General features: G+C 73.0%; 17 protein-coding genes. 12 read left to right on the top strand and 5 right to left on the bottom strand.

Going from position 1 to position 20,404, the window contains the following annotated elements; genetic code table 11:
- Positions 1 to 134: 134 nt before the first annotated feature.
- From ACVDFE_RS28810 to ACVDFE_RS28825, 4 genes are read left to right on the top strand one after another with little or no spacing between them, the layout of a single operon-like run.
- Complete coding sequence (locus ACVDFE_RS28810; protein WP_458432604.1) at positions 135 to 1,505, top strand: AMP-binding protein; 1,371 nt, start codon at positions 135 to 137, stop codon at positions 1,503 to 1,505.
- The gene (locus tag ACVDFE_RS28815) at positions 1,506 to 1,739 is read left to right on the top strand and encodes an acyl carrier protein (RefSeq protein ID WP_360384351.1); all 234 of its coding nucleotides are present in this window, start codon (positions 1,506 to 1,508) and stop codon (positions 1,737 to 1,739) included.
- Positions 1,726 to 3,627: a cytochrome P450 gene (locus ACVDFE_RS28820; protein WP_458432605.1), complete on the top strand. Its 1,902-nt coding sequence runs from the start codon at positions 1,726 to 1,728 to the stop codon at positions 3,625 to 3,627. Before ACVDFE_RS28815 ends, ACVDFE_RS28820 begins: the two co-directional genes overlap by 14 nt.
- Positions 3,628 to 4,896, top strand: a complete 1,269-nt coding sequence (locus ACVDFE_RS28825) for an APC family permease (RefSeq protein ID WP_458432606.1) — start codon at positions 3,628 to 3,630, stop codon at positions 4,894 to 4,896.
- 14 nt (positions 4,897 to 4,910) lie between these two features.
- Here ACVDFE_RS28825 and ACVDFE_RS28830 read toward each other — a convergent pair whose 3' ends face one another.
- Both ACVDFE_RS28830 and ACVDFE_RS28835 read right to left on the bottom strand, forming a co-directional pair.
- Positions 4,911 to 5,963: a glycosyltransferase gene (locus ACVDFE_RS28830; protein WP_458432607.1), complete on the bottom strand. Its 1,053-nt coding sequence runs from the start codon at positions 5,961 to 5,963 to the stop codon at positions 4,911 to 4,913.
- Positions 5,957 to 7,054: a PaaX family transcriptional regulator gene (locus ACVDFE_RS28835; RefSeq protein WP_458432609.1), complete on the bottom strand. Its 1,098-nt coding sequence runs from the start codon at positions 7,052 to 7,054 to the stop codon at positions 5,957 to 5,959. Before ACVDFE_RS28835 ends, ACVDFE_RS28830 begins: the two co-directional genes overlap by 7 nt.
- 91 nt (positions 7,055 to 7,145) lie before the next feature.
- Between ACVDFE_RS28835 and ACVDFE_RS28840 the strand changes: the two genes are divergently transcribed.
- The 5 genes from ACVDFE_RS28840 to ACVDFE_RS28860 are packed head-to-tail and all read left to right on the top strand — an operon-like array spanning position 7,146 to position 12,091.
- Positions 7,146 to 8,024 (top strand): SDR family oxidoreductase, encoded by an 879-nt coding sequence (locus ACVDFE_RS28840; RefSeq protein WP_360384363.1) that lies wholly within the window; start codon positions 7,146 to 7,148, stop codon positions 8,022 to 8,024.
- Positions 8,021 to 8,905 (top strand): amidohydrolase family protein, encoded by an 885-nt coding sequence (locus tag ACVDFE_RS28845; protein ID WP_458432610.1) that lies wholly within the window; start codon positions 8,021 to 8,023, stop codon positions 8,903 to 8,905. The genes ACVDFE_RS28840 and ACVDFE_RS28845 overlap by 4 nt, the downstream gene beginning before the upstream one ends.
- Positions 8,902 to 9,360, top strand: coding sequence for a MaoC family dehydratase (locus tag ACVDFE_RS28850; protein WP_360384365.1), 459 nt, complete (start codon positions 8,902 to 8,904; stop codon positions 9,358 to 9,360). The genes ACVDFE_RS28845 and ACVDFE_RS28850 overlap by 4 nt, the downstream gene beginning before the upstream one ends.
- A gap of 9 nt (positions 9,361 to 9,369) precedes the next feature.
- On the top strand, positions 9,370 to 10,686 hold the full coding sequence (locus tag ACVDFE_RS28855) for an MFS transporter (protein ID WP_360384367.1): 1,317 nt from the start codon (positions 9,370 to 9,372) through the stop codon (positions 10,684 to 10,686).
- The gene (locus ACVDFE_RS28860) at positions 10,625 to 12,091 is read left to right on the top strand and encodes an acyl-CoA synthetase (protein ID WP_458432612.1); all 1,467 of its coding nucleotides are present in this window, start codon (positions 10,625 to 10,627) and stop codon (positions 12,089 to 12,091) included. The genes ACVDFE_RS28855 and ACVDFE_RS28860 overlap by 62 nt, the downstream gene beginning before the upstream one ends.
- A gap of 1,496 nt (positions 12,092 to 13,587) precedes the next feature.
- Here the strand turns inward: ACVDFE_RS28860 and ACVDFE_RS28865 are convergent.
- Positions 13,588 to 15,024 carry a BTAD domain-containing putative transcriptional regulator gene (locus ACVDFE_RS28865; protein WP_458432614.1) on the bottom strand — a complete coding sequence of 479 codons (1,437 nt, stop codon included), beginning with the start codon at positions 15,022 to 15,024 and terminating at the stop codon, positions 13,588 to 13,590.
- 53 nt (positions 15,025 to 15,077) lie between these two features.
- On the opposite strand from ACVDFE_RS28865, the gene ACVDFE_RS28870 reads away from it, so the two are divergent.
- Positions 15,078 to 15,941 carry an alpha/beta fold hydrolase gene (locus ACVDFE_RS28870; RefSeq protein WP_458432616.1) on the top strand — a complete coding sequence of 288 codons (864 nt, stop codon included), beginning with the start codon at positions 15,078 to 15,080 and terminating at the stop codon, positions 15,939 to 15,941.
- Positions 15,942 to 16,003: 62 nt separating this feature from the next.
- Positions 16,004 to 17,164 (top strand): serine/threonine-protein kinase, encoded by a 1,161-nt coding sequence (locus ACVDFE_RS28875; RefSeq protein WP_458432617.1) that lies wholly within the window; start codon positions 16,004 to 16,006, stop codon positions 17,162 to 17,164.
- Positions 17,165 to 17,186: 22 nt separating this feature from the next.
- Here ACVDFE_RS28875 and ACVDFE_RS28880 read toward each other — a convergent pair whose 3' ends face one another.
- On the bottom strand, positions 17,187 to 18,437 hold the full coding sequence (locus ACVDFE_RS28880) for an FAD-dependent monooxygenase (protein ID WP_458432619.1): 1,251 nt from the start codon (positions 18,435 to 18,437) through the stop codon (positions 17,187 to 17,189).
- Positions 18,438 to 18,493: 56 nt separating this feature from the next.
- On the opposite strand from ACVDFE_RS28880, the gene ACVDFE_RS28885 reads away from it, so the two are divergent.
- Positions 18,494 to 19,081: a TetR/AcrR family transcriptional regulator gene (locus ACVDFE_RS28885; protein ID WP_458432620.1), complete on the top strand. Its 588-nt coding sequence runs from the start codon at positions 18,494 to 18,496 to the stop codon at positions 19,079 to 19,081.
- 92 nt (positions 19,082 to 19,173) lie between these two features.
- Here ACVDFE_RS28885 and ACVDFE_RS28890 read toward each other — a convergent pair whose 3' ends face one another.
- Positions 19,174 to 20,301: a S1 family peptidase gene (locus ACVDFE_RS28890; RefSeq protein ID WP_458432621.1), complete on the bottom strand. Its 1,128-nt coding sequence runs from the start codon at positions 20,299 to 20,301 to the stop codon at positions 19,174 to 19,176.
- Positions 20,302 to 20,404: the final 103 nt, after the last annotated feature.

The raw sequence follows: 20,404 nt of genomic DNA on the forward strand, positions 1-20,404 counted from the left end.
GTGGTCGGTCGTTTTGTCGGATTGCCCCGAGATAGAGCTGGATAACCAGCGATGCGTGACTGGGCGGTATTCGGGTTGATTCCTCGTCGGGACCGGAAAAGCGGCAGGGCGATGGACGGACTGGGGCTTCGGTGATGAACAGGACCTGGCACGACCTGATCCACGGCGACCACTGGCGGTCGGACGACCCGGTGTGGGTGGAGGACGACGAGGAACACAGCCGGCGCGAGGTCGACGCCCTCGCCGCCTCGGTCGAACGGGCGGTCCGAGCGCACGGCACAGCGCGGGTCGTGCTGATCCGCGCCGGCAGCAAGCTCGGTTTCTTCGCGGGCCAGCTCGGGGTGTGGCGGGCCGGGTGTGCCGCCGTCACCGACGACGGCACGCTGAGCCCGGACGAGCTCGACCGCGTGCGCCCCGGCCTGACGTTGTCGGTCCACGGCGACGTGACGGTGACCGCGAACACGGGCACCGCGGCACCGGACGGCGCGCTGCCGGAGGACATGGTGTCGGTCAACTTCACCTCCGGCAGCACGGGCAGCCGCAAGGCCGTCGCCGTGTCGAGGGGCAACCTGCTGGCGCTGTTCGCCTGCCGCGGCCTGCGGGTGCCGGTGGACCACCGGCTGACCGCGGGCAGCTTCGCCACCCCGGCGTTCGACGGCTGGTGGTTCGACACGTGGTGCGCGGTCGCCGCGGGCGGCAAGGTGGTGTGCCTGCCGGACGTCAACGAGGACGTGTTCGAGTGGCCGGACCTCGTGCGCCGGCACGGCGTCGACCGGCTGCTGCTGCCCGCCGCCGTGGTCGCCACGCTGCTCGACGTGCTGCCCGAGGCGATCGCCGGTGTGCCGTGGCTGTTCAGCGGCGGCGAGCAGTTCCACGTCTCGACCTACCGGCGCGCGAGGGAGGCCGGCCTCACGAGCCGGTTCGCCAACCTCTACGGGCCGACCGAGGCCACGTTCGCCACCCACCGGTACGTGCTGCCCGACCGCTTCGACCGCGACACCGTCCCGATCGGCCGGCCGCTCGACGGGTGCGTGGAGCGGTTGCAGGCCGCCGGCAACCGGCAGGAGCTGGTCGTGGAGGGCCCGTTCGTCTGCCTGGGCTACCTCGACCGGGGCGTGCTCGCGACCCGGTTCGACGGCCGGTACCGCACGGGCGACCTCGTGTGGACCGACGGCGGCGGCGACCTGGTCTTCGCCGGGCGCTCGGACAGCCGGATCAAGGTCAACGGGACGCGGGTCGACGCCGCCGCGCTGGAGCACGCGGTGGCCGGGCTGCCCGGTGTCACGGCCTGCCGGGTCGCCCAGCACGAACGGCACACGATCGCGTTCGTCCAGCTCGAACCCGGTGTGCCCGGCGACGAGGTGCGCGCCCCGGTCGAGGCACTGGTCCGCGGCTGCTCCGCGGCGATCGCCGTGGACCTCGTGGACAGCTTTCCGGTCAAGCCCGGCGGGAAGGTCGACACCGCCGCGCTGCTGGGCCGCCACCTGCGCACAACGGGAGTCTGAATGAGTGAGATCACGACCGCCATGATCGTCGAGTGCGTGCGGACGATTTCGAACAAGGACATAGCGGCGGACACCGACATCTTCGCGGCCGGGTTCGACTCGCTGGCCGTGCTGCGGTGCCGGGCGCTGCTCAAGGAGCAGACCGGGGTCAAGGTGCCCGGACACGTCTTCTTCGGCGGGCGCACCCCCGCGGGGATCGCCGACCTGATCGGAGCCGGCGATGCTGGTCGTTGAGGACAGCCCGCTCTACTCGGCCGACTTCTTCGCCGAGGACGACCCGTGGGCATACCTGGCCGACTTGCGGGAGAACAACCCCGTGTCCCGCCACCGCCGCTCCGACGGCTACGAGTTCTACGCGCTGACGCGCTACGACGACGTGTACGCGGCCTACGTCGACCACGACCGCCTGAGCTCGGCCTACGGCACGATGATCGACGGCTCCTACCGGCCGGAGAAGGACTCGGCGTCGGGCCGCATGCTGATCGTCGCGGACGAGCCTGCGCACGGCGCGCTCAAGAGGCCGATCAAGACCAGCGGGTTCAGCAGGGAGATGGTCGCGCGGATCGGCGAGACGGTCCGCCGCAACGTCCGCGAGGTGTTCGGCTCGCTGTCCGTCGGCGACCGGGTCGACTTCACGACGGTCGTCGCGCCCGAACTGCCCAAGGGCGTGCTGGAGATCCTCTTCGGCATCGGCAGGCAGGACGCGGCCTCGTTGCTGGAGGCCACCCGGATCATGATCGGCTACCGCGACCAGGCCTACACCGGCACCGCACCGCTCGACGCGCTGGTCGACGCGCAGATCGAGGTGCTCGACTTCATGAACGAGCTGGTGGACAAGCGCATCGCCGACGGCGCGGCCGACGACATGATCGGCGTGCTCGCGCAGCTCGTCGCGTCCGGGGAGATGCCGCGCGACGTCGCGCTGCTCAACGGGTTGAACGTCGCCGTGGGCGGCAACGAGACGACCCCGCACACCGCCAGCCTGACCATCGACACGATCAACCGCGAGCCCGCGCAGTGGGCCAGGGTCACCGCCGGAGAGGTGTCCTCCGCTGTCGCCACCGCCGAGCTCCTGCGCTGGACCTCGACGAACAGCTACGTGCAACGCCTCGCGGTGCAGGACTTCCCCGTCGGTGACGAGGTCGTTCCCGAGGGCAGCTTCGTGACGCTGTGGAACATGTCGGCCAACCGGGACCGGGCCGTCTTCGACCGCCCGGACGAGTTCCTGGTCGACCGCCAGGACAACCGGCAGATCGCGTTCGGCGCGGGCGTGCACCGCTGCATCGGTGCTCCCGTGGCGACGCTGGAGGTCCAGATGTTCGTCGAGGAGCTGGCCGCGTGGGACAAGGCGTTCGCCGTGGTCGCCCCGCCGCAGCGGCTGCGGTCGAACTTCATGCTGGGCCTCACCGAGCTGCAGGTCGAGGTCGTCGAGGCGGGGGAAGCCGGGCGCATGATCGTGTCGTTCCCCGCCGCCGGTGCCGGTCGCGGGCTGCGCTGGCTGTCCGGCGCGGACCACGTCGCGTGCGGCAACGCGGCGGGGGTCGGCGAGCTGCTGTCGGGCCGGTGGGAGCACGACACGGTCGTCGAGGTCGTGCGGGCGGCCCGGGAGTCCGCCGCGGAGCACGTCGTGCTGGTCGGGCACAGCATGGGCGGGCTGTCCGCACTCCGGTTGCGCGGTGCGCTGCGCGCCGCGCTGGGGGTGCCCGTGGGGGTGCTGCTGGTGAACACGCCGTACCCGGACGCCGCCGGCCGCATCCCGACGATGTCGCACTCGACGGACGCCGAGATAGCGGACGTGCTGGCCGCCGACGGATTTCCGCCGGACGTTCTCGAGGACCCGGAATTGCTGGCCGAGATCGCCGCCGGTGTCCGCGCCGATGCCGAGGTCGCCGACCGGCTCGCCGAATGGGTGAACCAGGAAGCGGACATCGACCAATTGCACGTGGTGGCGACCCGGGGCGACAATTTCATCGGAACGGAGATGTGTGCCCGCTGGCGTGATCGGGTATCAGGTCAATTCCGCCTCGTCGAGGCCGAAGGGGGTCACATGCTCGACGGAACCCCGCCGGAGGTGCTCCGCGAGGCGGTCGATTCGGTCGTGTCGGCGTTGAGGAACCCCTGAATGAGCGAGCTCCGCAAGTCGACGGGCGTCTTCGTCGGCACCTTCGTGGCGCTGTCCACGATCCTGGGCGCGGGCATGATGGTGCTGCCCGGCACGAGCTACTACCAGCTCGGCCTGTCGGCGTGGATGCCGTGGGCGGTCGCGGCGTTGTCGGTGGTGCCGCTGCTGTACTGCTACGCCTGGCTGGGCCGGCGGTACCCGGCCGCGTCCGGTGTCGCCCACTACGCCGAGGTCGCGCTCGGCCGGTCGACCGGCCGCACCTCCGGCATGCTCGCCACGTTCGCGCTGGTCACCGGCATTCCCGCGACCGCGATCACCGGTGGCCGCTACCTCGCCGAGTTCTCCGGTGCCGCCGCGCTGACCTGGGCGTTCCCCGTGGTCGTGCTCGCGGCAGCGACCGCCGTGGCGCTGCTGGGCGCGAACGTCTCCGGCCGGCTGCAGGTCACCCTGCTGCTGGCGTTGTTCGCCCTCGTCGTGGTCACGGCGGTGATCGCGATCGGCTCGCACGGCCCGGCCGTCCCGAGCACGCGCCTGCCGGAGTTCTCCGCGCTCGGCACCGCGCTCACCGCGGTCTACGTGGCGTTCACCGGCTGGGAGACGGTCGCCTTCACGTTCGAGGAGCACAAGAGCTCGGACGCGATCCCGCGCATCTTCGTCACCTCCTACCTCGTCGTGGTGGCGCTGTACGCGTTGCTGCTGCTGGGGATCTTCGCCGTGGTCGACTCCGGCGACCCGGCGCTGAACTCGGCACCGCTGCTGCTCCTCGCCGAACGGGCGCTCGGCGGCGTCGGCCGGCCGATGACGCTGCTGCTGGTGATCGTCACGATCACGGCGAACGTCTGCGCCTCGGTGCTCGCCCTGTCCCGCCTGGTGTTCGGCATGGCCCGCAGCGGCTACCTGCCCGCCGCGCTGAGCCGGGTGCGGACCCGTGACGCGAACCCGGTGACCTCCGTGGTCGTGGTCGGGCTGGTGCTGACCGTGATCGCGGTGCTCGGCGCACTGGGGCTGGTGTCGTTCGAGGCGCTCTTCGTGGTGTCGGGCGGGATCTACTTCGTGCTCTACGGCGTGGGCGCGGCGGCGTTCGCCAAGCTGGCGGACGGGGTGCGCGCGCGTGTCGTCACGGCGTTGTGCGGGGTGACCGTGCTGCTCGTGACGCTGCTCGCGGGACCGCCGATGTGGCTGTGCTGGGTGCTGTTCGCGGTGGTGCTGCTGGGCACCTCCCTGGTCGACCGCCGCAGGCGGGCGAGGGTGAGCGCGACCTCCGGCTGACCGGACCGCTCCCGTCACGCCAGGGCGGTGCGGCACACCTCGACGGGATCGCGGACCTCGTGCACACCCGCCGCCGCCAAGGCCGCCGCGGCGGCGAACGACGGATCGTCCAGCACGCGCGTGACGGCTGCCCGCAGACCGTCCACCGCGGCCGGGCGGACGAGCACGCCGCTGCCCTGCCGCGCGACCCGGTTCGCCATCTCCCACTGGTCACCGCCGCCGGGCACCACGACCACCGGAACGGCCGCCCGCAGCGCCTTGACCAGCATCCCGTGCCCGCCGCCGCAGACCAGGACCGCCGCGTCGCGCAGCAGCTCGTCCTGCCGTCCCGGTCCTGACCTGGCCCAGTCCGGCAACGTCCCGGGCGGCGGCGCGAACGTGGACACCACGGCCCGCACGCCCAGGCCGTCCAGCGCCGCCAGCGTCATCTCGGCCATGCCGGCCGCCCCGGTCCACGCCGTCGACGGAGCGATCAGGACGAGCGGCGCGGTGCCCGGTGGCGGGGTCATCAGCTCCCGGCTCGCCTCCCACAGCAGCGGCCCGACCACGTGCGCGTCGGTCGGCCAGTCCGGTCGCGGCACCTCCAGCGCGGGCAACGTCGCGACCAGCCGTGCGACCGGGCCCGCTCCCCTGCCGCTCAGCCCGACCCGCCGCCGTGCCGCGACCAGCTGCCGTTCGCCCTGCTTCAGCGAACGGGCGGTCAGCGCGCGCAGCACCGCGTCCCGCAGCTTCCCGCGTACCCCGACCCCGGCCGCCAGTCCGCTGCCCATCGGCGGCAGGTGCTTCGACGGCGCGTAGAGCGGGTGCGGCGACAGCTGCACCCACGGGACGCCTGCCCGTTCCGCGGCCATGCCCGCACCCAGCGCCAGGACGTCGCACACGACCAGGTCAGGCTCTGACTCGGCGAGCTGGGGCCCGAGCGCGAGGGCCAGCTCCGCCGCCTGGTCGTGCAACGCCTTCCCGAGGTCGGCCTCGTCGCGCAGGTCGCGCAACGCCAGCCCGGTGACCCGCGCGGCCGGCACGCCCTCCCGCACCGCCGCGTCCACCCAACGGTCGCCGGTCAGCAAGACCGGGGCGTCCCCGGCCTCCCTGAACCGCAGGCACAACGCGATCGCCGGAACGACATGCCCCGGATCGCCACCGGAAACGACAACCACCCGCACGCCCCCCAGTTGACCACGCCCCCTGCCGCCCAGGCATCTGCAAGTACCACCAACCCTTGATCAAACCGCCGCTGACCACCACCAACCACTTCGCCGCACGCCGAAGCGCGCGTCCGGCTGTGGGCCGCCCCCGAGGCAGTCGGCAGTAGAAAAGTGCTGGGTGATCTTGAGTTGGTGGTACTTGCAGATGCGGGAGCAGCAGGGGTCAGAGGGCGAGTGACTCGATTGCCGCGGCTGCCAGTGGGGCCGCCGTCTGGGCGTACCGGGTGGCGAGCTTGCGGAACAGCTGCTCCGCCGCGATCGCCGGCCAGTCGTGCGCCAGGAGGCTCCGCAGGCAGGTGCGGGTCCTGCCGCACGAGGTCGAGCCAGTCGCCGTGCAGCACCAGCTGCCGGGCCAGGTCGTCGGGCAACGTGTCGTCCGGCGTGCGCCACCGGGCCAGGAAGTCCTGGTAACGCGCGGCGATCGCGGCCATGTCGAAGGCGCGCGCGGCCAGGTCGGCGGCCTCCGTCGGCTTGGCGTGCTGGGCGGTGAACACGGTGATGTGATCGGCGAGGCCCAGGCCCGCGACGATCTCGGTCACGTCGTGGGTGCCCGGCGTGATCCACAGGCCGTTCTGCACCGGGCCGAAGCCCGCCCACTGCAGCTGCGTGCGCAGGTCGTGGCGGGTGGAGCGGCGGCCCTCCGGCAGGGAGAACCCGACGAGCGTCCAGGTGCCGTCCCAGTCCCTGTTCACGGCGCCGCGCTGCCAGATGCGGCGCTCACCGTCGTGCAGCACGTCGTTCGCGCGCGGGGTGAGTCCGAAGTAGACCTTGCGGCCGTTGCGGTGCTTGGTGAGCAGGCCGCGGGAGGTCATCCGGGTCAGCGTCGACCGCACGGCCTCCTCGGAGACGTCCACGCGCGCGAAGACGTCGATCACGCTGCCCGAGTAGACCGCGATGTCCCGGCCCAGCACGTACAGGCCGAGGAAGTTGAGCAGCAAGGACTGGGGCGTCACGCTGCTCACGATACATGTTGGGCAACATCTAGACGAGCGTCACGAATATGCCTTACTTTTGGTCGCGATCCCAACGGAGAGGACTCGTCGGATGGAGCTGTCTGGCAAGGTCGCGATCGTCACCGGCGCCGGTCGCGGACTGGGACGGGCCTACGCGGAAGCCCTGGCGCGCAACGGGGCCGCGGTCGTGGTGAACGACGTGGACGAGAGCGCGGAGGAGGTCGCCGCGGCCATCGGCGGCACGGCGGTCGTCGCACCGGTGGGGCCTGCGGAGACCGCGCAACGGCTCGTCGACACCGCCGTGGCGGCGTTCGGGCGGCTCGACGTGCTGGTCACCAACGCGGGCATCCTCCGCGACCGGGTGCTGTGGAAGATGACCGACGACGAGTTCGACGCCGTCATCGACGTGCACCTGCGCGGCACCTTCACGTGCGCTCGCGCGGCGGCGGTCCGGATGCGGGAGCAGGGCACGGGCGGCCGGCTCGTGCTGGTGTCGTCACCGGCAGGGCAGCGCGGCAACTTCGGGCAGACCAACTACGCCGCCGCCAAGGCCGGGATCGCCGCCATGGCACGGACCTGGGCGCTGGAGCTCGCCAGGGCCGACGTCGCGGTCAACGCGGTCGTGCCGGTCGCCGCCACCGAGATGACCAGGACGATCCCCGCGTTCGCCCCGTTGATCGAGGAGTCCGAACGCACCGGCACGCCGCTGCCGGACTGGGTGCGCCGCGACGAGGGCATGGGCACCGTCGAGGACGCCGCCGAACTGGTCGTGTTCCTGGCGAGCGACGCCGCGAAGGGCATCACCGGACAGGCCATCGGCATCGGCGGCGACCGGCTCGCGCTGTGGGCGCACCCCGCGGAGAAGCAGGTGCTGTTCGCCGACGGCGGCTGGTCGGCGGCCGCGATCGCCGAGCGATTCGGCGAGCTCGAACCCGAGACCTACGGCATCCCGGCTCCGGTGGCACCATGACCGGCATCGACCTGGACGAGATCGTCGCCATCGACGTCCACACGCACGCGGAGATCTCGAAGGACGGCCACAGCTCGCTCAGCCCCGATCTGGTCGAGGCGTCCGCCCGGTATTTCAAGGCCGCTCACCGCCAGCCCACCATCGCCGAGACCGCCGCGATCTACCGCGAGCGCAGGATGGCCGCGGTGATCTTCACCGTGGACGCCGAGCACGCCACCGGCCACCCGCGCATCGCCAACGAGGAGGTCGCGGCGTCCTGCGCCGAGCACGCCGACGTGCTCATCCCGTTCGCGAGCGTCGACCCGTGGAAGGGCAGGGCCGCGGTCCGCGAGGCGCGCCGGCTCGTGGAGGAGCACGGCGTGCGCGGGTTCAAGTTCCACCCGAGCCTGCAGGACTTCTCCCCCGACGACCGGATGGCCTACCCGCTCTACGAGGCGATCGAGGAGCTCGGCGTCCCCGCCCTGTTCCACAGCGGGCAGACCGGGATCGGCGCCGGCGTGCCCGGTGGCGGCGGAATCCGGTTGAAGCACTCCAACCCGATGCTCGTCGACGACGTCGCCGTCGACTTCCCGCACCTGCGGATCATCCTCGCGCACCCGTCGTTCCCCTGGCAGGACGAGGCGCTCGCGGTCGCGACGCACAAGCCGTTCGTGCACATCGACCTGTCCGGCTGGTCACCGAAGTACTTCCCGCCACAGCTGGTGCGGTATGCCAACACCGTGCTGCAGGACAAGGTGCTGTTCGGCTCGGACCACCCGGTGATCACCCCGGACCGCTGGCTCGCCGACTTCGCCGCGCTGGAGATCAAGGACGAGGTCCGCCCGAAGATCCTCAAGCACAACGCCGCACGCCTGCTCGGACTCGTCAAGGAGGACGCATGACCACCGCCGTGCAAGGGATCTCCGAGCTCAAGGCGCTGGCGGGGGCCGACCTCGGCCACACCGACTGGCTGCAGGTCACCCAGGAGCGCGTCGACACCTTCGCCGACGCCACCGACGACCACCAGTGGATCCACGTCGACCCCGAACGCGCCGCGACCGGCCCGTTCGGCACCACGATCGCGCACGGCTACCTGACGCTGGCACTGCTCATCCCGCTCATGGGGCAGCTGCTGACCGTCTCCGGCGTGCGGATGAGCCTCAACTACGGGCTGGAGAAGGTCCGCTTCCCCGCACCCGTCCCGGTCGGCGCCAAGATCCGGCTGGCCGGCCGCGTCGCGTCCGTCGAGGACGTCACGGGCGACGGCGTGCAGCTGACCGTCGACTTCACCGTCGAGATCGAGGGCTCCGAAAAGCCCGCGTGCGTCGCACGCGCCGTCTACCGCCACTACGCGTGAGGTGAGGTCATGGCGACAACAACGCAGTTACGCCGTGCGGTCTCGTCCAGCTTCCTCGGCAGTGTGATCGAGTACTACGACTTCCTGCTCTACGCCACGGCCTCCGCGGTCGTGTTCAACAAGGTCTTCTTCTCCTCGCTCGACCCGCTGGTCGGCACGATCGCGAGCTTCGGCACGTTCGCCACCGGCTACCTGGCCCGCCCGCTCGGAGGTGTCCTCTTCGGACATTACGGCGACCTGCTGGGCCGCAAGAAGATGCTCGTGCTGACCATGACGCTGATGGGTGTGGCGAGCTTCCTGATCGGCCTGCTGCCCACCTACGCGCAGATCGGCTGGCTGGCACCGGCCGGGCTGGTGCTGCTGCGGGTCGTGCAGGGCATCTCCGTCGGCGGCGAGTGGGGCGGCGCGGTGCTCATGTCCGCCGAGCACGCCACCTCGCGGCGCGGGCTGTGGGCGAGCTTCACCAACGCGGGCGCGCCGTGCGGCATGGTCCTGTCGACCGCCGCGCTGACCGGTACCGCGGCGCTGGTGGGCGAGCAGGCGTTCCTGTCATGGGGCTGGCGGGTGCCGTTCCTGCTGAGCCTCGCGCTGCTGGCGGTCGGCCTGTTCGTGCGGATGCGGGTCGAGGAGACGCCGGTGTTCCGGGCCGAGCGCAAGAAGACGTCCACGCCGCTGGTCGACGTGCTGCGCAACCACCCGCGCACGCTGCTGCTGAGTGTCGGGGTCGGCCTGTCGGCGTTCGTCGCGCAGTCGACGCTGACGACGTTCATCCTCGCGTACGGCGTGCAGGCCGGGAACAGCCGGCAGGCGATCCTCAACGCGCTCACGCTGTCGTCGGCGCTCGCGGTGCTGGGCATCCTCGGCTGGTCCGCGGCCTCGGACCGGTTCGGGCGCCGGCCGGTGGTGCTCGCCGGGGCCGTGCTGATGGCCGTGTTCGGGTTCGTGCTGTTCCCGTTGGTGGACAACGGGTACGTCGTCCTCGCGCTGGTGCTCGGCCAGGCGGTGGTCCACCCGATGATGTACGGGCCGCTCGCCGCGCTCTACAGCGAGCTGTTCACCACCGGGAGCCGCTACACCGGGGCGTCGCTGGGCTACCAGCTCGCCGGACTGGGCGCGGGCCTCGCCCCGCTGCTGTTCGCGCAGGTGCAGAACAGCGCGGGGACGGGCGCGATCCCGTTCATCCTCGCGGCCTTCTGCCTGCTGACCGTGGTCTGCACGGTCGTGTTGCGGGAGACCAGCCACACCAGCCTGACGGGAGACAGGGATGCGGAACTCGGGTCTGGGCAGCTGGCCGCACCGCCGCGCGCGCATGGCGCCGAAGCGTGACGCGCTGACCCACCAGGGGGTCACCACGACCTACGGGGAGCTGGACGAGCGCACGACGAGGCTCGCGCGGCGGCTGGAGGAGCTCGGGGTGCGGCACGGCGACCGGGTCGCCTACCTCGGGCCCAACCACCCGTCGTTCGCCGAGACGATGTTCGCCGCGCACCTGCTCGGCGCGGTGTTCGTGCCGCTGAACTTCCGGCTCACCTCGGCGGAGGTCGACTACCAGTTGGGCGACAGCGGGGCCCGCGTGCTCGTGCACGCGGCCTCGCACCGCGTCACGCACGAACACGCCATCTCGCTGGACGGCTACGAGGAATGGCTGGCCGGGGGCTCGGCGGACCCGCTCGACGTGCCGGTGGCGGTCGACGACCCCGCGTTGATCCTCTACACCTCCGGCACGACCGGGCGGCCCAAGGGCGCGGTGCTCACCCACGCCAACCTGCTGTGGAACACGTTCAACCTGATGGTCGGCGTCGACATCGCCGCCGACGAGGTGGCGCTGGTGGCCGCGCCGCTGTTCCACGTCGCCGCGCTGACGCAGACGCTGCTGCCCACGTTCGTCAAGGGCGGCCACAGCGTGCTGACCCCGCGCTGGGACGTCGACGAGTGCGTGTCGCTGATCGAGCGGCACGGTGTGACGTGGCTGTTCGGCGTGTCCACGATGTACGCCGACCTGGCCGCGTCACCGCACTGGCACACGGCGGACCTGTCGTCGGTGCGGGTGCTGCTCTGCGGCGGTGCGGCGATACCGGACGCGCTGATCCACACCTACCAGGACCGCGGGCTGGTGTTCTGCCAGGGCTACGGCCTCACCGAGACCGCGCCGGGCGCCACGTTCCTGGAGGCGGCCGACAGCGTGCGCAAGGCGGGCTCGGCCGGCCCGCCGGTGTTCCTCGGCGACCTGCGGCTGGCCGATACCGGCGAGATCGAGGTGCAGGGCCCGAACGTGACGCCCGGCTACTGGAACGACCCGGTCGCCACCGCGGCCGCGTTCACCCCGGACGGCTGGTTCCGCACCGGCGACATCGGCCGCCTGGACACCGACGGCCACCTGCACGTCGTCGACCGCCTGAAGGACATGTACATCTCCGGCGGGGAGAACGTGTACCCGGCGGAGGTGGAGAACGCGATCGCCGACCACCCGGACGTCGCCGAGGTGGCGGTGGTCGGCGTGCCGGACGACCGGTGGGGTGAGGTGGGCCGCGCGTTCGTGCGGCCCCGCGACGGTGCTTCGCTGGACGCACCATCACTGCGCGAGTTCCTGCTTCCGCGCCTGGCGAAGTACAAGATCCCGGTGCACGTCGAGGTGGTCGCCGAGCTGCCGCGCACGGGTTCGAGGAAGGTGCTCAAACCGGCGTTGCGCCGGATGCCGCTGGTCAGCTCAGCGCGGCCAGAAAGCGGCTGATCGGTCCGAAGGTGAACAGGCCGGTGCCGGCGGCCTGTTCGTCCTTCGCCGGTGCCAGTGTCGTGCGGGCCCGTTCTCCCAGCCCCCGGTCCCCCAGGCGGATCGCCGCCATCGCGAGCAGGCAGGCCCGCGTCTCGGTGAGCAGGTCCGCGGGCCCGGCCGGGAGGTCCCTCGCCGCGGCGAGCGCCTCGTCGTGCGGCAGCACGAGGGGGCGCACCCAGTCGCGGTGCGGGCCCCAGTCGTCGTCCAGGTCCACCACCGACGGACCGTGCAGGCTCAGCAGCGCCAGCGGCAGGAGCCCGCGCTCCATGCCCCACATGCCGGTGCCCTCCACACGGGCGGCGGCGGCCCGGTACGCGCGGTCTGCGGCGGGGACGTCTCCGGCGGCGGCGAGCTTGAGCGCCGCGTACCAGCCGGTGAACACCCCGACCAGCGGCAGGTCGTACCGGCGGGCGAGGTCGTCGGCCTCCTCGGCGTGCCGGTCGGCGGTGCCGAGCCGGTCGAGTGCGGCGTGCGCCTGGACCAGGACCAGGTGGCCGAGGACCTCGTGGGTGACCAGGCGGTGCTCGGCGGCGTGGGCGACGATCTCCGCGCCGATCGCGGCGCGGTGCGGGGCCAGCCCGGCGCGGTGGAAGGTGTGCATGAACCGGGCGTTGAGCGCGAACGCCCGCAGCCCCGGATCGTCCAGTTCGCGGGCGATGGCCTCGGCCTCCTCCGCTTCCGGCAGGCGTGCGCCGGTGCCGCGGTCCTCCATGGCGATGGTGGCGAGCAGGCGGGCGCGGGTGGCGGTCGGGCCGGGGAACGCGGGCAGGACGCGTTCGGCGGCCGCGACGAGCTCGGCGGAGTGGGCCGGGTCGTCGTTGGTGGTCCAGATCCCGGGGACGTCGAAGGAGCCGATGACGTCGGCCACGGCTTGCGGATCGGCAGGTGGCGGGTCCGCGGGCACCAGCGGAGGGGCAGTCGGCGGGTCCGCAAGCCGCTGCGGTCCTCCCCCGCCTGCCGCGCGCAACGCCACCGAACGCTGCTCCCGCGCGCCCTCCAGGTCCCCGCTCACCGCCAGCGCCCGCGCCAGTCCGGTCAGCAGGTCCACCCGCACGCCGTCCGCCGCCGCGATGGCCGCCCGCCACAACCGCACGGCGTCCCGCGGCGACCGCGTCACCCCCGCCGCCGTGGCCAACGCCCTGATCGCCGCCTCCCCGCGCGCACCGGCCGCAAGGTAGTGGTGCGCCAGCAACTCCACCTCGCCCGGCCGTGCCGCACCGCTCGCCCCCGCCACCGCGTCACCCATCCGGGACTCCAGGGCCCGCGCCACCACCCCGTGCCACCGCGCCCGCCGCGTCAGCGACACCTCCTCGTACAGCGTGTCCCGCACCAGCACGTGCGTGAACCGCGCCCGCCCCGGCGCCACCTCCACCACGAACCCCGCGTCCAACGCCACGTCCAGCGCGTCGAGCACGTCCCCGCCCGCCACCGCGGCCAGCAGGTCCACGTCCACCTCACGGCCGAGCACCGACGCCTGCCGCAGCACCGTGCGCGCCCCGGCGGGCAGCCCCGCCAACCGGTGCCGCAGCACGTCCCGCACCCCCGCCGGCACCGTGCCCGGATCGCCGCCCGCCGCGCTCAGCCGGGCCAGTTCCTTGACGTAGAACGGGTTCCCGCCGCTGCGCTCGGCGATGAGCCGCACGTCGGCGCCGGCCGCGATCGACCGCACGAGCGCGCCGACCGCCTCCTCGCCCAGGCCGGTGCAGCTCCACGCGGACCGGTTCCGCGCGGGCCAGCGCCTCGGAGGCCACCGGCACCCGTGACGTCGCCACCACCAGCACCCGGCCGGGCAGCGGCGCCACCGTGAACGCCGCCAGCACCGCCAGCGTCTCCTCGTCGGCCTGGTGCAGGTCGTCCAGCACGACCAGCACCGGTGCCGCCGACGACACCGCCGCCACCACGGACCGGCGCAGCCGGAAGCGGTCGTCCGCCGCCAGTTCCAGGCCCAGCGCCTCCACCACCTGCTGCCACGGCCACGCCACCGGCGCGTCCTCCGGGCACCGGGCCCACACCGTCCGCCAGCCGCGGCCGGCGAGCACCGCGCTGAACGCCTCCGCCAGCGCCGTCTTGCCCACGCCCGCCTCGCCCGTCACCACCGCGATCCCCAGGCCCGCCGCGGGCACGGCGTCCGCCAGCACGGCCAGCTCTGCGGACCTCCCGACCAGGCCGATCGGCGGCGACGGCGTCAGGCGGGGCGACCGCGCGAGGACGTCCGACTCCAGCGCCCGCAGCTCCGGACCGGGGTCGACGCCCAGGTGCTCCGCCAGGGCGGTGCGGGCCGAGCGCACCGCCGCCAGCGCGTCGCCCTGCCGGCCCTCCCGGTACAGCGCCAGCGCGAGCAGGCTCCACGCCTTCTCCCGCCACGGGTGCGCGGTGACCTGCGCGCGCAGGTCCGCCACGACCTCCGCGGCACGGCCAGCCGCCAGCGCCGCCTCGGCCCGGCGTTCGACGGCGACCAGGCGCAGCTCCTCCAGCCGGTCGACCTCCGCGCGCGCCCAGTGCTCGTCGGCGAACTCGGCGTAGGCGGGGCCGCGCCACAACGCCAGCGCCGCGTCCAGCACCGGCAGGTCGCCGCCCAGCATCTCCTCGAACCGCCACGCGTCCACGTCCTGCGCGCGCAGCGCGTACCCGGTGCCCTCGGTGACGAGCAGGGTCGACGGGGTCCGGGGTGGACGGTCCGGTTCGAGCGCCTTGCGCAGCGCGCCCACGAACGTCTGCACGGTGCCGACCGCTCCGTCCGGCGGGTCTTCCCACAGGTCCGCGACGAGGGTGCGCACCGGCACGACACGCCGCCGCGCCACCAGCAGCCGGGCGAGCACGGCGCGTTGCTTCGGGCCGCCGAGCCGGGCCGCGCCCGCGGTCAGCGGGCCGAGCACCCCGAACGTCACCACCCGCTGACCCCGGCACTGATCGGTTGCTGATCGGGCGCGCGCAAGGTGTCGGCGTGAACCTCACGAACTTCGACCACCAGCGCGTCCAAGTCTCCGACGGCGTCGAGCTGCACGTCGCCACCACCGGCTCCGGCACCCCGGTCGTGCTGCTGCACGGCTTCCCGCAGACGCATCTGATGTGGCGGCACGTCGCCGCCGACCTGGCCGCCGACCACACCGTGATCATGCCCGACCTGCGCGGCTACGGCGACAGCGACAAGCCCGCCGACACCGGTTCCACCTACTCGAAGCGCACCGTGGCCGCCGACGTCGTGGCCGTCGCACGGCACCTGGGCCACGACCGGTTCGCGCTCGTCGGCCACGACCGGGGCGCGCACGTCGCGTTCCGCGCCGGGCTCGACCACCCCGCGCACGTCACGCACCTGGCCTCGCTCGACGTCCTGCCCACGCTGGACATGTGGGACGTCATGCGCGGGACGTCCGGCGTCGTCGGCTTCCACCTGTTCCTGATGGCCCAGCCACCCGGTCTGGCCGAAGAGCTGATCGGGGCCCGCCCGGACGTGTTCTTCGGCCACTTCCTCGACGCCTGGGGCGGGTCGTCGTTCCCGGCGGAGGTCCGCGCCGAGTACCTGCGCGCCTCCCGCGAGGCGGTCACGTCGATCGTCGCCGACTACCGGGCGATGGCGACGGTCGACGTCGAGCACGACACCGCCGACCTCCGCTCGGGCAACCGGCTGGGGATGCCCGTCACCGTGCTGCAGCAGGACTGGGGTTCCGCGCTCGGGTTCGAGGCCGAGAAGCTGTGGCGGGCCTGGGCTTCCGACCTCGACCACCGCACCGTCTCCTGTGGACATTTCATGGCCGAGGAGGCACCGGGGGTCGTCGTGGGCGCGGTGCGCGATCTGCTGGCCCGCTGAGGGTTGGTGATCGCCACGAGCGGGAATACGGGTGGGAGCTGATCGCCGAGGGGAAGGCCGCCATGTCCGTGTCCGCGCACGAGCGGTTGCTCGCTGACCGCTACGAGCTCGACGACCTGCTGGGCTCGGGCGGCATGGCCGACGTGCACCGCGCGTGGGACACCCGGCTGCACCGCCACGTCGCGGTGAAGCTCTTCCGCGCCGGCTCCGACCTCGCGGACGCGGTCCGGTTCGACAACGAGGTCAAGACCCTGGCCGCGTTGTCGCACCCCGGCCTCGTCCAGGTGCACGACGCCGGGACCACCGGCGGCACGCCGTTCGTCGTGTTGCAGATGGTCGACGGGCAGACGCTGTTCGAGCGCATCGCCGACGGGCCGCTGGAGGTCGGCGAGGTGCGGCGGCTGGGCGCGGAGCTCGCCGACGTGCTGGACTACGTGCACGCCAGGGGTGTGATGCACCGCGACATCAAGCCGTCGAACATCCTGCTCGACCGCGACGGCAACGCCCACCTCGCCGACTTCGGCCTGGCCACGCTGGTCGACGCGACCCGGCTCACCCGGCCCGACCAGCTGGTGGGCACCGCCGCCTACCTCTCGCCGGAGCAGGTCCGCGGCGAGGCCCTCACCTGCGCGGTCGACATCTACTCGCTCGGGCTTCTGCTGCTGGAGTGCCTCACCGGGCGGCGCGAGTACCAGGGCAGCGAGGTCGAGGCCGCCGTCGCCCGCCTGCACCGCCGCCCGGAGATCCCGCGCCACCTGCCCACCGACCTGCGCCGCCTGCTCGACACGATGACCTCGCTGACGCCCCGGCGCCGCCCCACCGCCGCGGAGTGCGCGCGGGCGTTGCGGCACGTCCAGCCGGCGACCAGGCCCGGCATCCCGCTGCAGGCCCGCCACCCGGTGCGGATGCTCCTGGCCGCGGGGGCGTTCGCAGCGGTCGCCACGGCCGGTGTCACCGCGGCGCTGACCGCGTCCACACCGCCGGCCGAGTCCGCGCCGCCGACCACCACCACTGCTCCGGCGACGTCGGCCGTACCCGTAGCCGCCTCGGTGCCGCCGGCGACCACCACGACCGCTCCGGCCGTGCCCGTCCAGGCCGGCGGGAAGGTCGACCGGCCCGAGCGCGAGGACGTGAAGCCGGCCGACCGCAAGCCGGAGGACCGCAAGGGCGACGAGCGCAAGCGGGAGGACCGCAAGGGCAAGGGCGGCCCCGGCAAGGGCTGACACCGCCCGGCGTGCACCGCGTTCAGGCGAGGTGCCCGTCCGGCCGCACCACCCCGGCCGCCGTCCGCACGTGCCCACCCCCGCGCAGCCGTTCGAACAACCGCCCGCCGTCGGGCAGCACGTGGTCCGGCACCCTGCGGCCGGTCGCGTACGCCACGTCCAGGCCGGACAGCCGTTCCGCCAGCTCGCGGGACATGTCCGGCGCCGACGCGATCAGGCCGCTCAGCAACGCCCGCAGCGCCTGCCCCTCCGGTGTGTAGGCCGTCATCAACGCGGTCTGCGCCCTGGTGTGGGCGAGCAGCGCGGCGCCGACGGGGTGGCGTTCCTCGTGGTAGGTGTCGAGCAACGCCTCGTCCGCGCGCCCGGTGACGACGGCCGCGAGCTTCCAGCCGAGGTTGTGGGCGTCCTGGATGCCGACGTTCATTCCGACCCCGCCGGTCGGGAAGTGCATGTGGGCGGCGTCGCCGGCGAGCAGCACCGTGCCCGCGCAGTAGGCGGCGGCCTGCCGGGTGGCGTTGCCGAACCGGGACAGCCACCGCGGGTCGCGCATCCCGAAGTCGGTGCCCGCGATGGCCTTCACCACCGCGCGCAGCTCGTCGAGGGTGAGCTCGCCGGGCCACTCCGGCCGGTTGCTCGCGGGATCACCGCCCACGATCCGGTGCACCCCACCCGGCAACGGCACGACCATCAGGCCGCCGTCGGCCCCGGTGGCGCTGGTGAACCCGCGCGAGGGCGGGTCGTCGAGCACCACGTCGCCCAGCCAGCCCCAGGTCGTGGCGTCGGTGCCGGGGAAGTCGACGCCCGCGGCGGCGCGGACGGTGCTGCGGGTCCCGTCGCACCCCACCACGTAGCGCGCGCCGACGACCTCGCCGTCGTCCAGCACCACACCGCCCTCGGTCAGCCCGGTGACCCGGCAGCCGCGCCGCACCACCGCCCCCAGCCCGACCGCTCGCTCTTCGAGCAGCTCCTCCGTCCTGACCTGCGGCAACGCCAGCGTGAACGGGTAGGGCGTGTCGAGGACGGCGAAGTCCAGCCGGTCCGGCAGCCCGCCGAAGTGCCCGTTCGGGATGCGCAGGCCCTCGGCCAGGAACGGCTCCACCACCCCGCGGCAGTCGAGCACCTCGACCGTGCGCGGGTGGATCGTGAGCGCCTTCGAGTTCCGGTCCCGCTCCAGCCGCGCCTCCAGCACCACGACCGAGGCACCGCCCAGCCTCAGCTCCCCCGCCAGCCACAACCCGGTCGGCCCCGCGCCGACGATGACGACGTCCAGCATCAACCCACTCCTCTTGGTCTCTGACCAACACTCGGTGCCGTGAGTAGACTAGGTCAGTGACCAAGAGTCAAGCGGACGTGCTGCGCACCGCCCTGGAGATCCTCGACGAGCACGGCGCGGGCGCGGTCTCGCTGCGCGCCATCGCCCAGCGCCTGGACGTGCGGATGAACACCGTCCTGTGGCACGTGAAGACCAAGGCCCGGCTGGAGGAGCTGATGGCCGACGCGATCGTGGCGGGCGTGTCGCTCACCGGCCTGCCGGCCGACTGGCGCGAGCGGGCCGCCGAGATCGCGCGCCGCTACCGCCGGGCCCTGCTCGCCCACCGCGACGGGGCCGTGCTCGTGGCCGGCACCTACGCCGCCGAACCGGCCACTTTGGACGTCGCGGAGGCGCTGTGCGCGGCACTGCTGGAGGGCGGGCTGTCCGAACGGGACGCCGCGTGGACGTTGTGGGACGTCATCTACTTCGTCCTCGGGCTCACGCAGGAGGAGCAGGCACTGCCGGGACGCTCCGCGAATGGTCTGGTGCTGGGTGAGCGGCCCGCGTTGCGGCGCGTGCTCCCGTTCCTGACCGAGGAGTCGTTCGACGAGCGGTTCGAGCACGGCCTGGCGAAGCTGGTCGCTACTTTCGGCCCTGCTGAATAGGCCGTGTCACATGTGCGCGGACCCGTCCGCGTGCTGCCGCCGGGACCGGCTGCCCACCGCTGACTCGCGGTGGGCAGCCGGTCGGCACGGGATCAGGCGGTGTGCAGCCGCAGCCCGTAGACGTTCAGGATCTCGTTGATCGGCTGGAACCAGGTGCGGCCACCGCTGGAGCAGTTGCCGTAGCCGCCGGACGTCACGCCCTGGGCCTGGTCACCGGTGATGAACGAGCCGCCGGAGTCGCCGCCCTCGGCGCACACGCTGGTGCCCGCCATCTGGTGCACGTCGCCCTGGGCGTACCGGATCGTCTCGTTGCGGCTCTGGATCGCGCCGCAGTGCCACTTCGTCGTCGAGCCCGAGCGGCACACGGAGGTGCCGACCGGTGCCTCCCACGAGCCGCGGACCAGCACGTCGCTCACCCGGCCCCAGCCGAGCACGACGGGCACGGTCCACCAGCCGCCGCCGGTGCGCACCCAGGCGTAGTCGTTGCCGGGGAAGGAGGAGCCGGCGAAGTTGCCCTGGAAGGAGCGGTCCCAGCCGTACACCGCCGCGCCGTTGCCGCCGCAGTGGCCGGCGGTGACGTAGCCGCCGTGCACCGAGAAGCCGATGGAGCAGCGGACGTTGCCGGTGTAGTACGGGTCGCCGCCGACGGTGCCGGCCGCGAACGGCTGCGGCTGCCGCACGCCGTCGGTGTTGACGCTGATGGCGCCGAACTGCCTGGCCCTGTCGAGGAACGCGGCGACCTCGGCGGTCTGCTTGCCGGCTTCAACGTTGACGACGACCGTGCCGGTCCTGGGGTCCGGGTGCCAGCTCGCGACCGCGGCCGGCACGGCACCGGTCGCGGACAGGGCGTCGAGCCGGTTCTTGTGGGCGTTCATCGACCCGGCGGACCGGGTGACGAGCTTCGCCACGGCGCCGGTGGCCTCGACTCGGCCGGCCGCCGCCCGGTCGGTGACGGCGACGACGAGGCGGTTGTCCTCGAACCAGCTGCCCGCGTGGGCGGTGCCGGCCTCGGCCTCGGCACGCGGTGCGAGCACCGACGCGCGGTGTTCCTTCTCCAGGCGCAGCCGCGCCTGCTGTTCGGTCAGCCCGAACGCCGAACTCATCGCCGACAGCAGGCCGGGCGACAGCTCCTGCGCCGAGGCCTGGGCGGGAGCGGTGAAGGTGGACCCGACCAGCACGAGGGCCAGCGCGGGCACGATTCTGGACACGCTGAGACGCACGCTCTTCTCCTTGTCCGTCAGGGGTCGCCTCCCGCCCCGTTGCGGAAGGCGCGAACATGAGAGCGCTCTCACAGTGACGCAGCCGACACCGGCCGGTCAACCG

This window comes from Lentzea chajnantorensis (assembly GCF_054300775.1).

Excerpts from the sequence above, each read along its gene's own strand:
- ACVDFE_RS28810 (WP_458432604.1), top strand. The coding sequence starts at position 135 with ATGAACAGGACCTGGCACGACCTGATCCACGGCGACCACTGGCGGTCG.
- ACVDFE_RS28815 (WP_360384351.1), top strand. The coding sequence starts at position 1,506 with ATGAGTGAGATCACGACCGCCATGATCGTCGAGTGCGTGCGGACGATT.
- ACVDFE_RS28820 (WP_458432605.1), top strand. The coding sequence starts at position 1,726 with ATGCTGGTCGTTGAGGACAGCCCGCTCTACTCGGCCGACTTCTTCGCC.
- ACVDFE_RS28825 (WP_458432606.1), top strand. The coding sequence starts at position 3,628 with ATGAGCGAGCTCCGCAAGTCGACGGGCGTCTTCGTCGGCACCTTCGTG.
- ACVDFE_RS28840 (WP_360384363.1), top strand. The coding sequence starts at position 7,146 with ATGGAGCTGTCTGGCAAGGTCGCGATCGTCACCGGCGCCGGTCGCGGA.
- ACVDFE_RS28845 (WP_458432610.1), top strand. The coding sequence starts at position 8,021 with ATGACCGGCATCGACCTGGACGAGATCGTCGCCATCGACGTCCACACG.
- ACVDFE_RS28850 (WP_360384365.1), top strand. The coding sequence starts at position 8,902 with ATGACCACCGCCGTGCAAGGGATCTCCGAGCTCAAGGCGCTGGCGGGG.
- ACVDFE_RS28855 (WP_360384367.1), top strand. The coding sequence starts at position 9,370 with ATGGCGACAACAACGCAGTTACGCCGTGCGGTCTCGTCCAGCTTCCTC.
- ACVDFE_RS28860 (WP_458432612.1), top strand. The coding sequence starts at position 10,625 with ATGCGGAACTCGGGTCTGGGCAGCTGGCCGCACCGCCGCGCGCGCATG.
- ACVDFE_RS28875 (WP_458432617.1), top strand. The coding sequence starts at position 16,004 with ATGTCCGTGTCCGCGCACGAGCGGTTGCTCGCTGACCGCTACGAGCTC.
- ACVDFE_RS28880 (WP_458432619.1), bottom strand. The coding sequence starts at position 18,437 with ATGCTGGACGTCGTCATCGTCGGCGCGGGGCCGACCGGGTTGTGGCTG.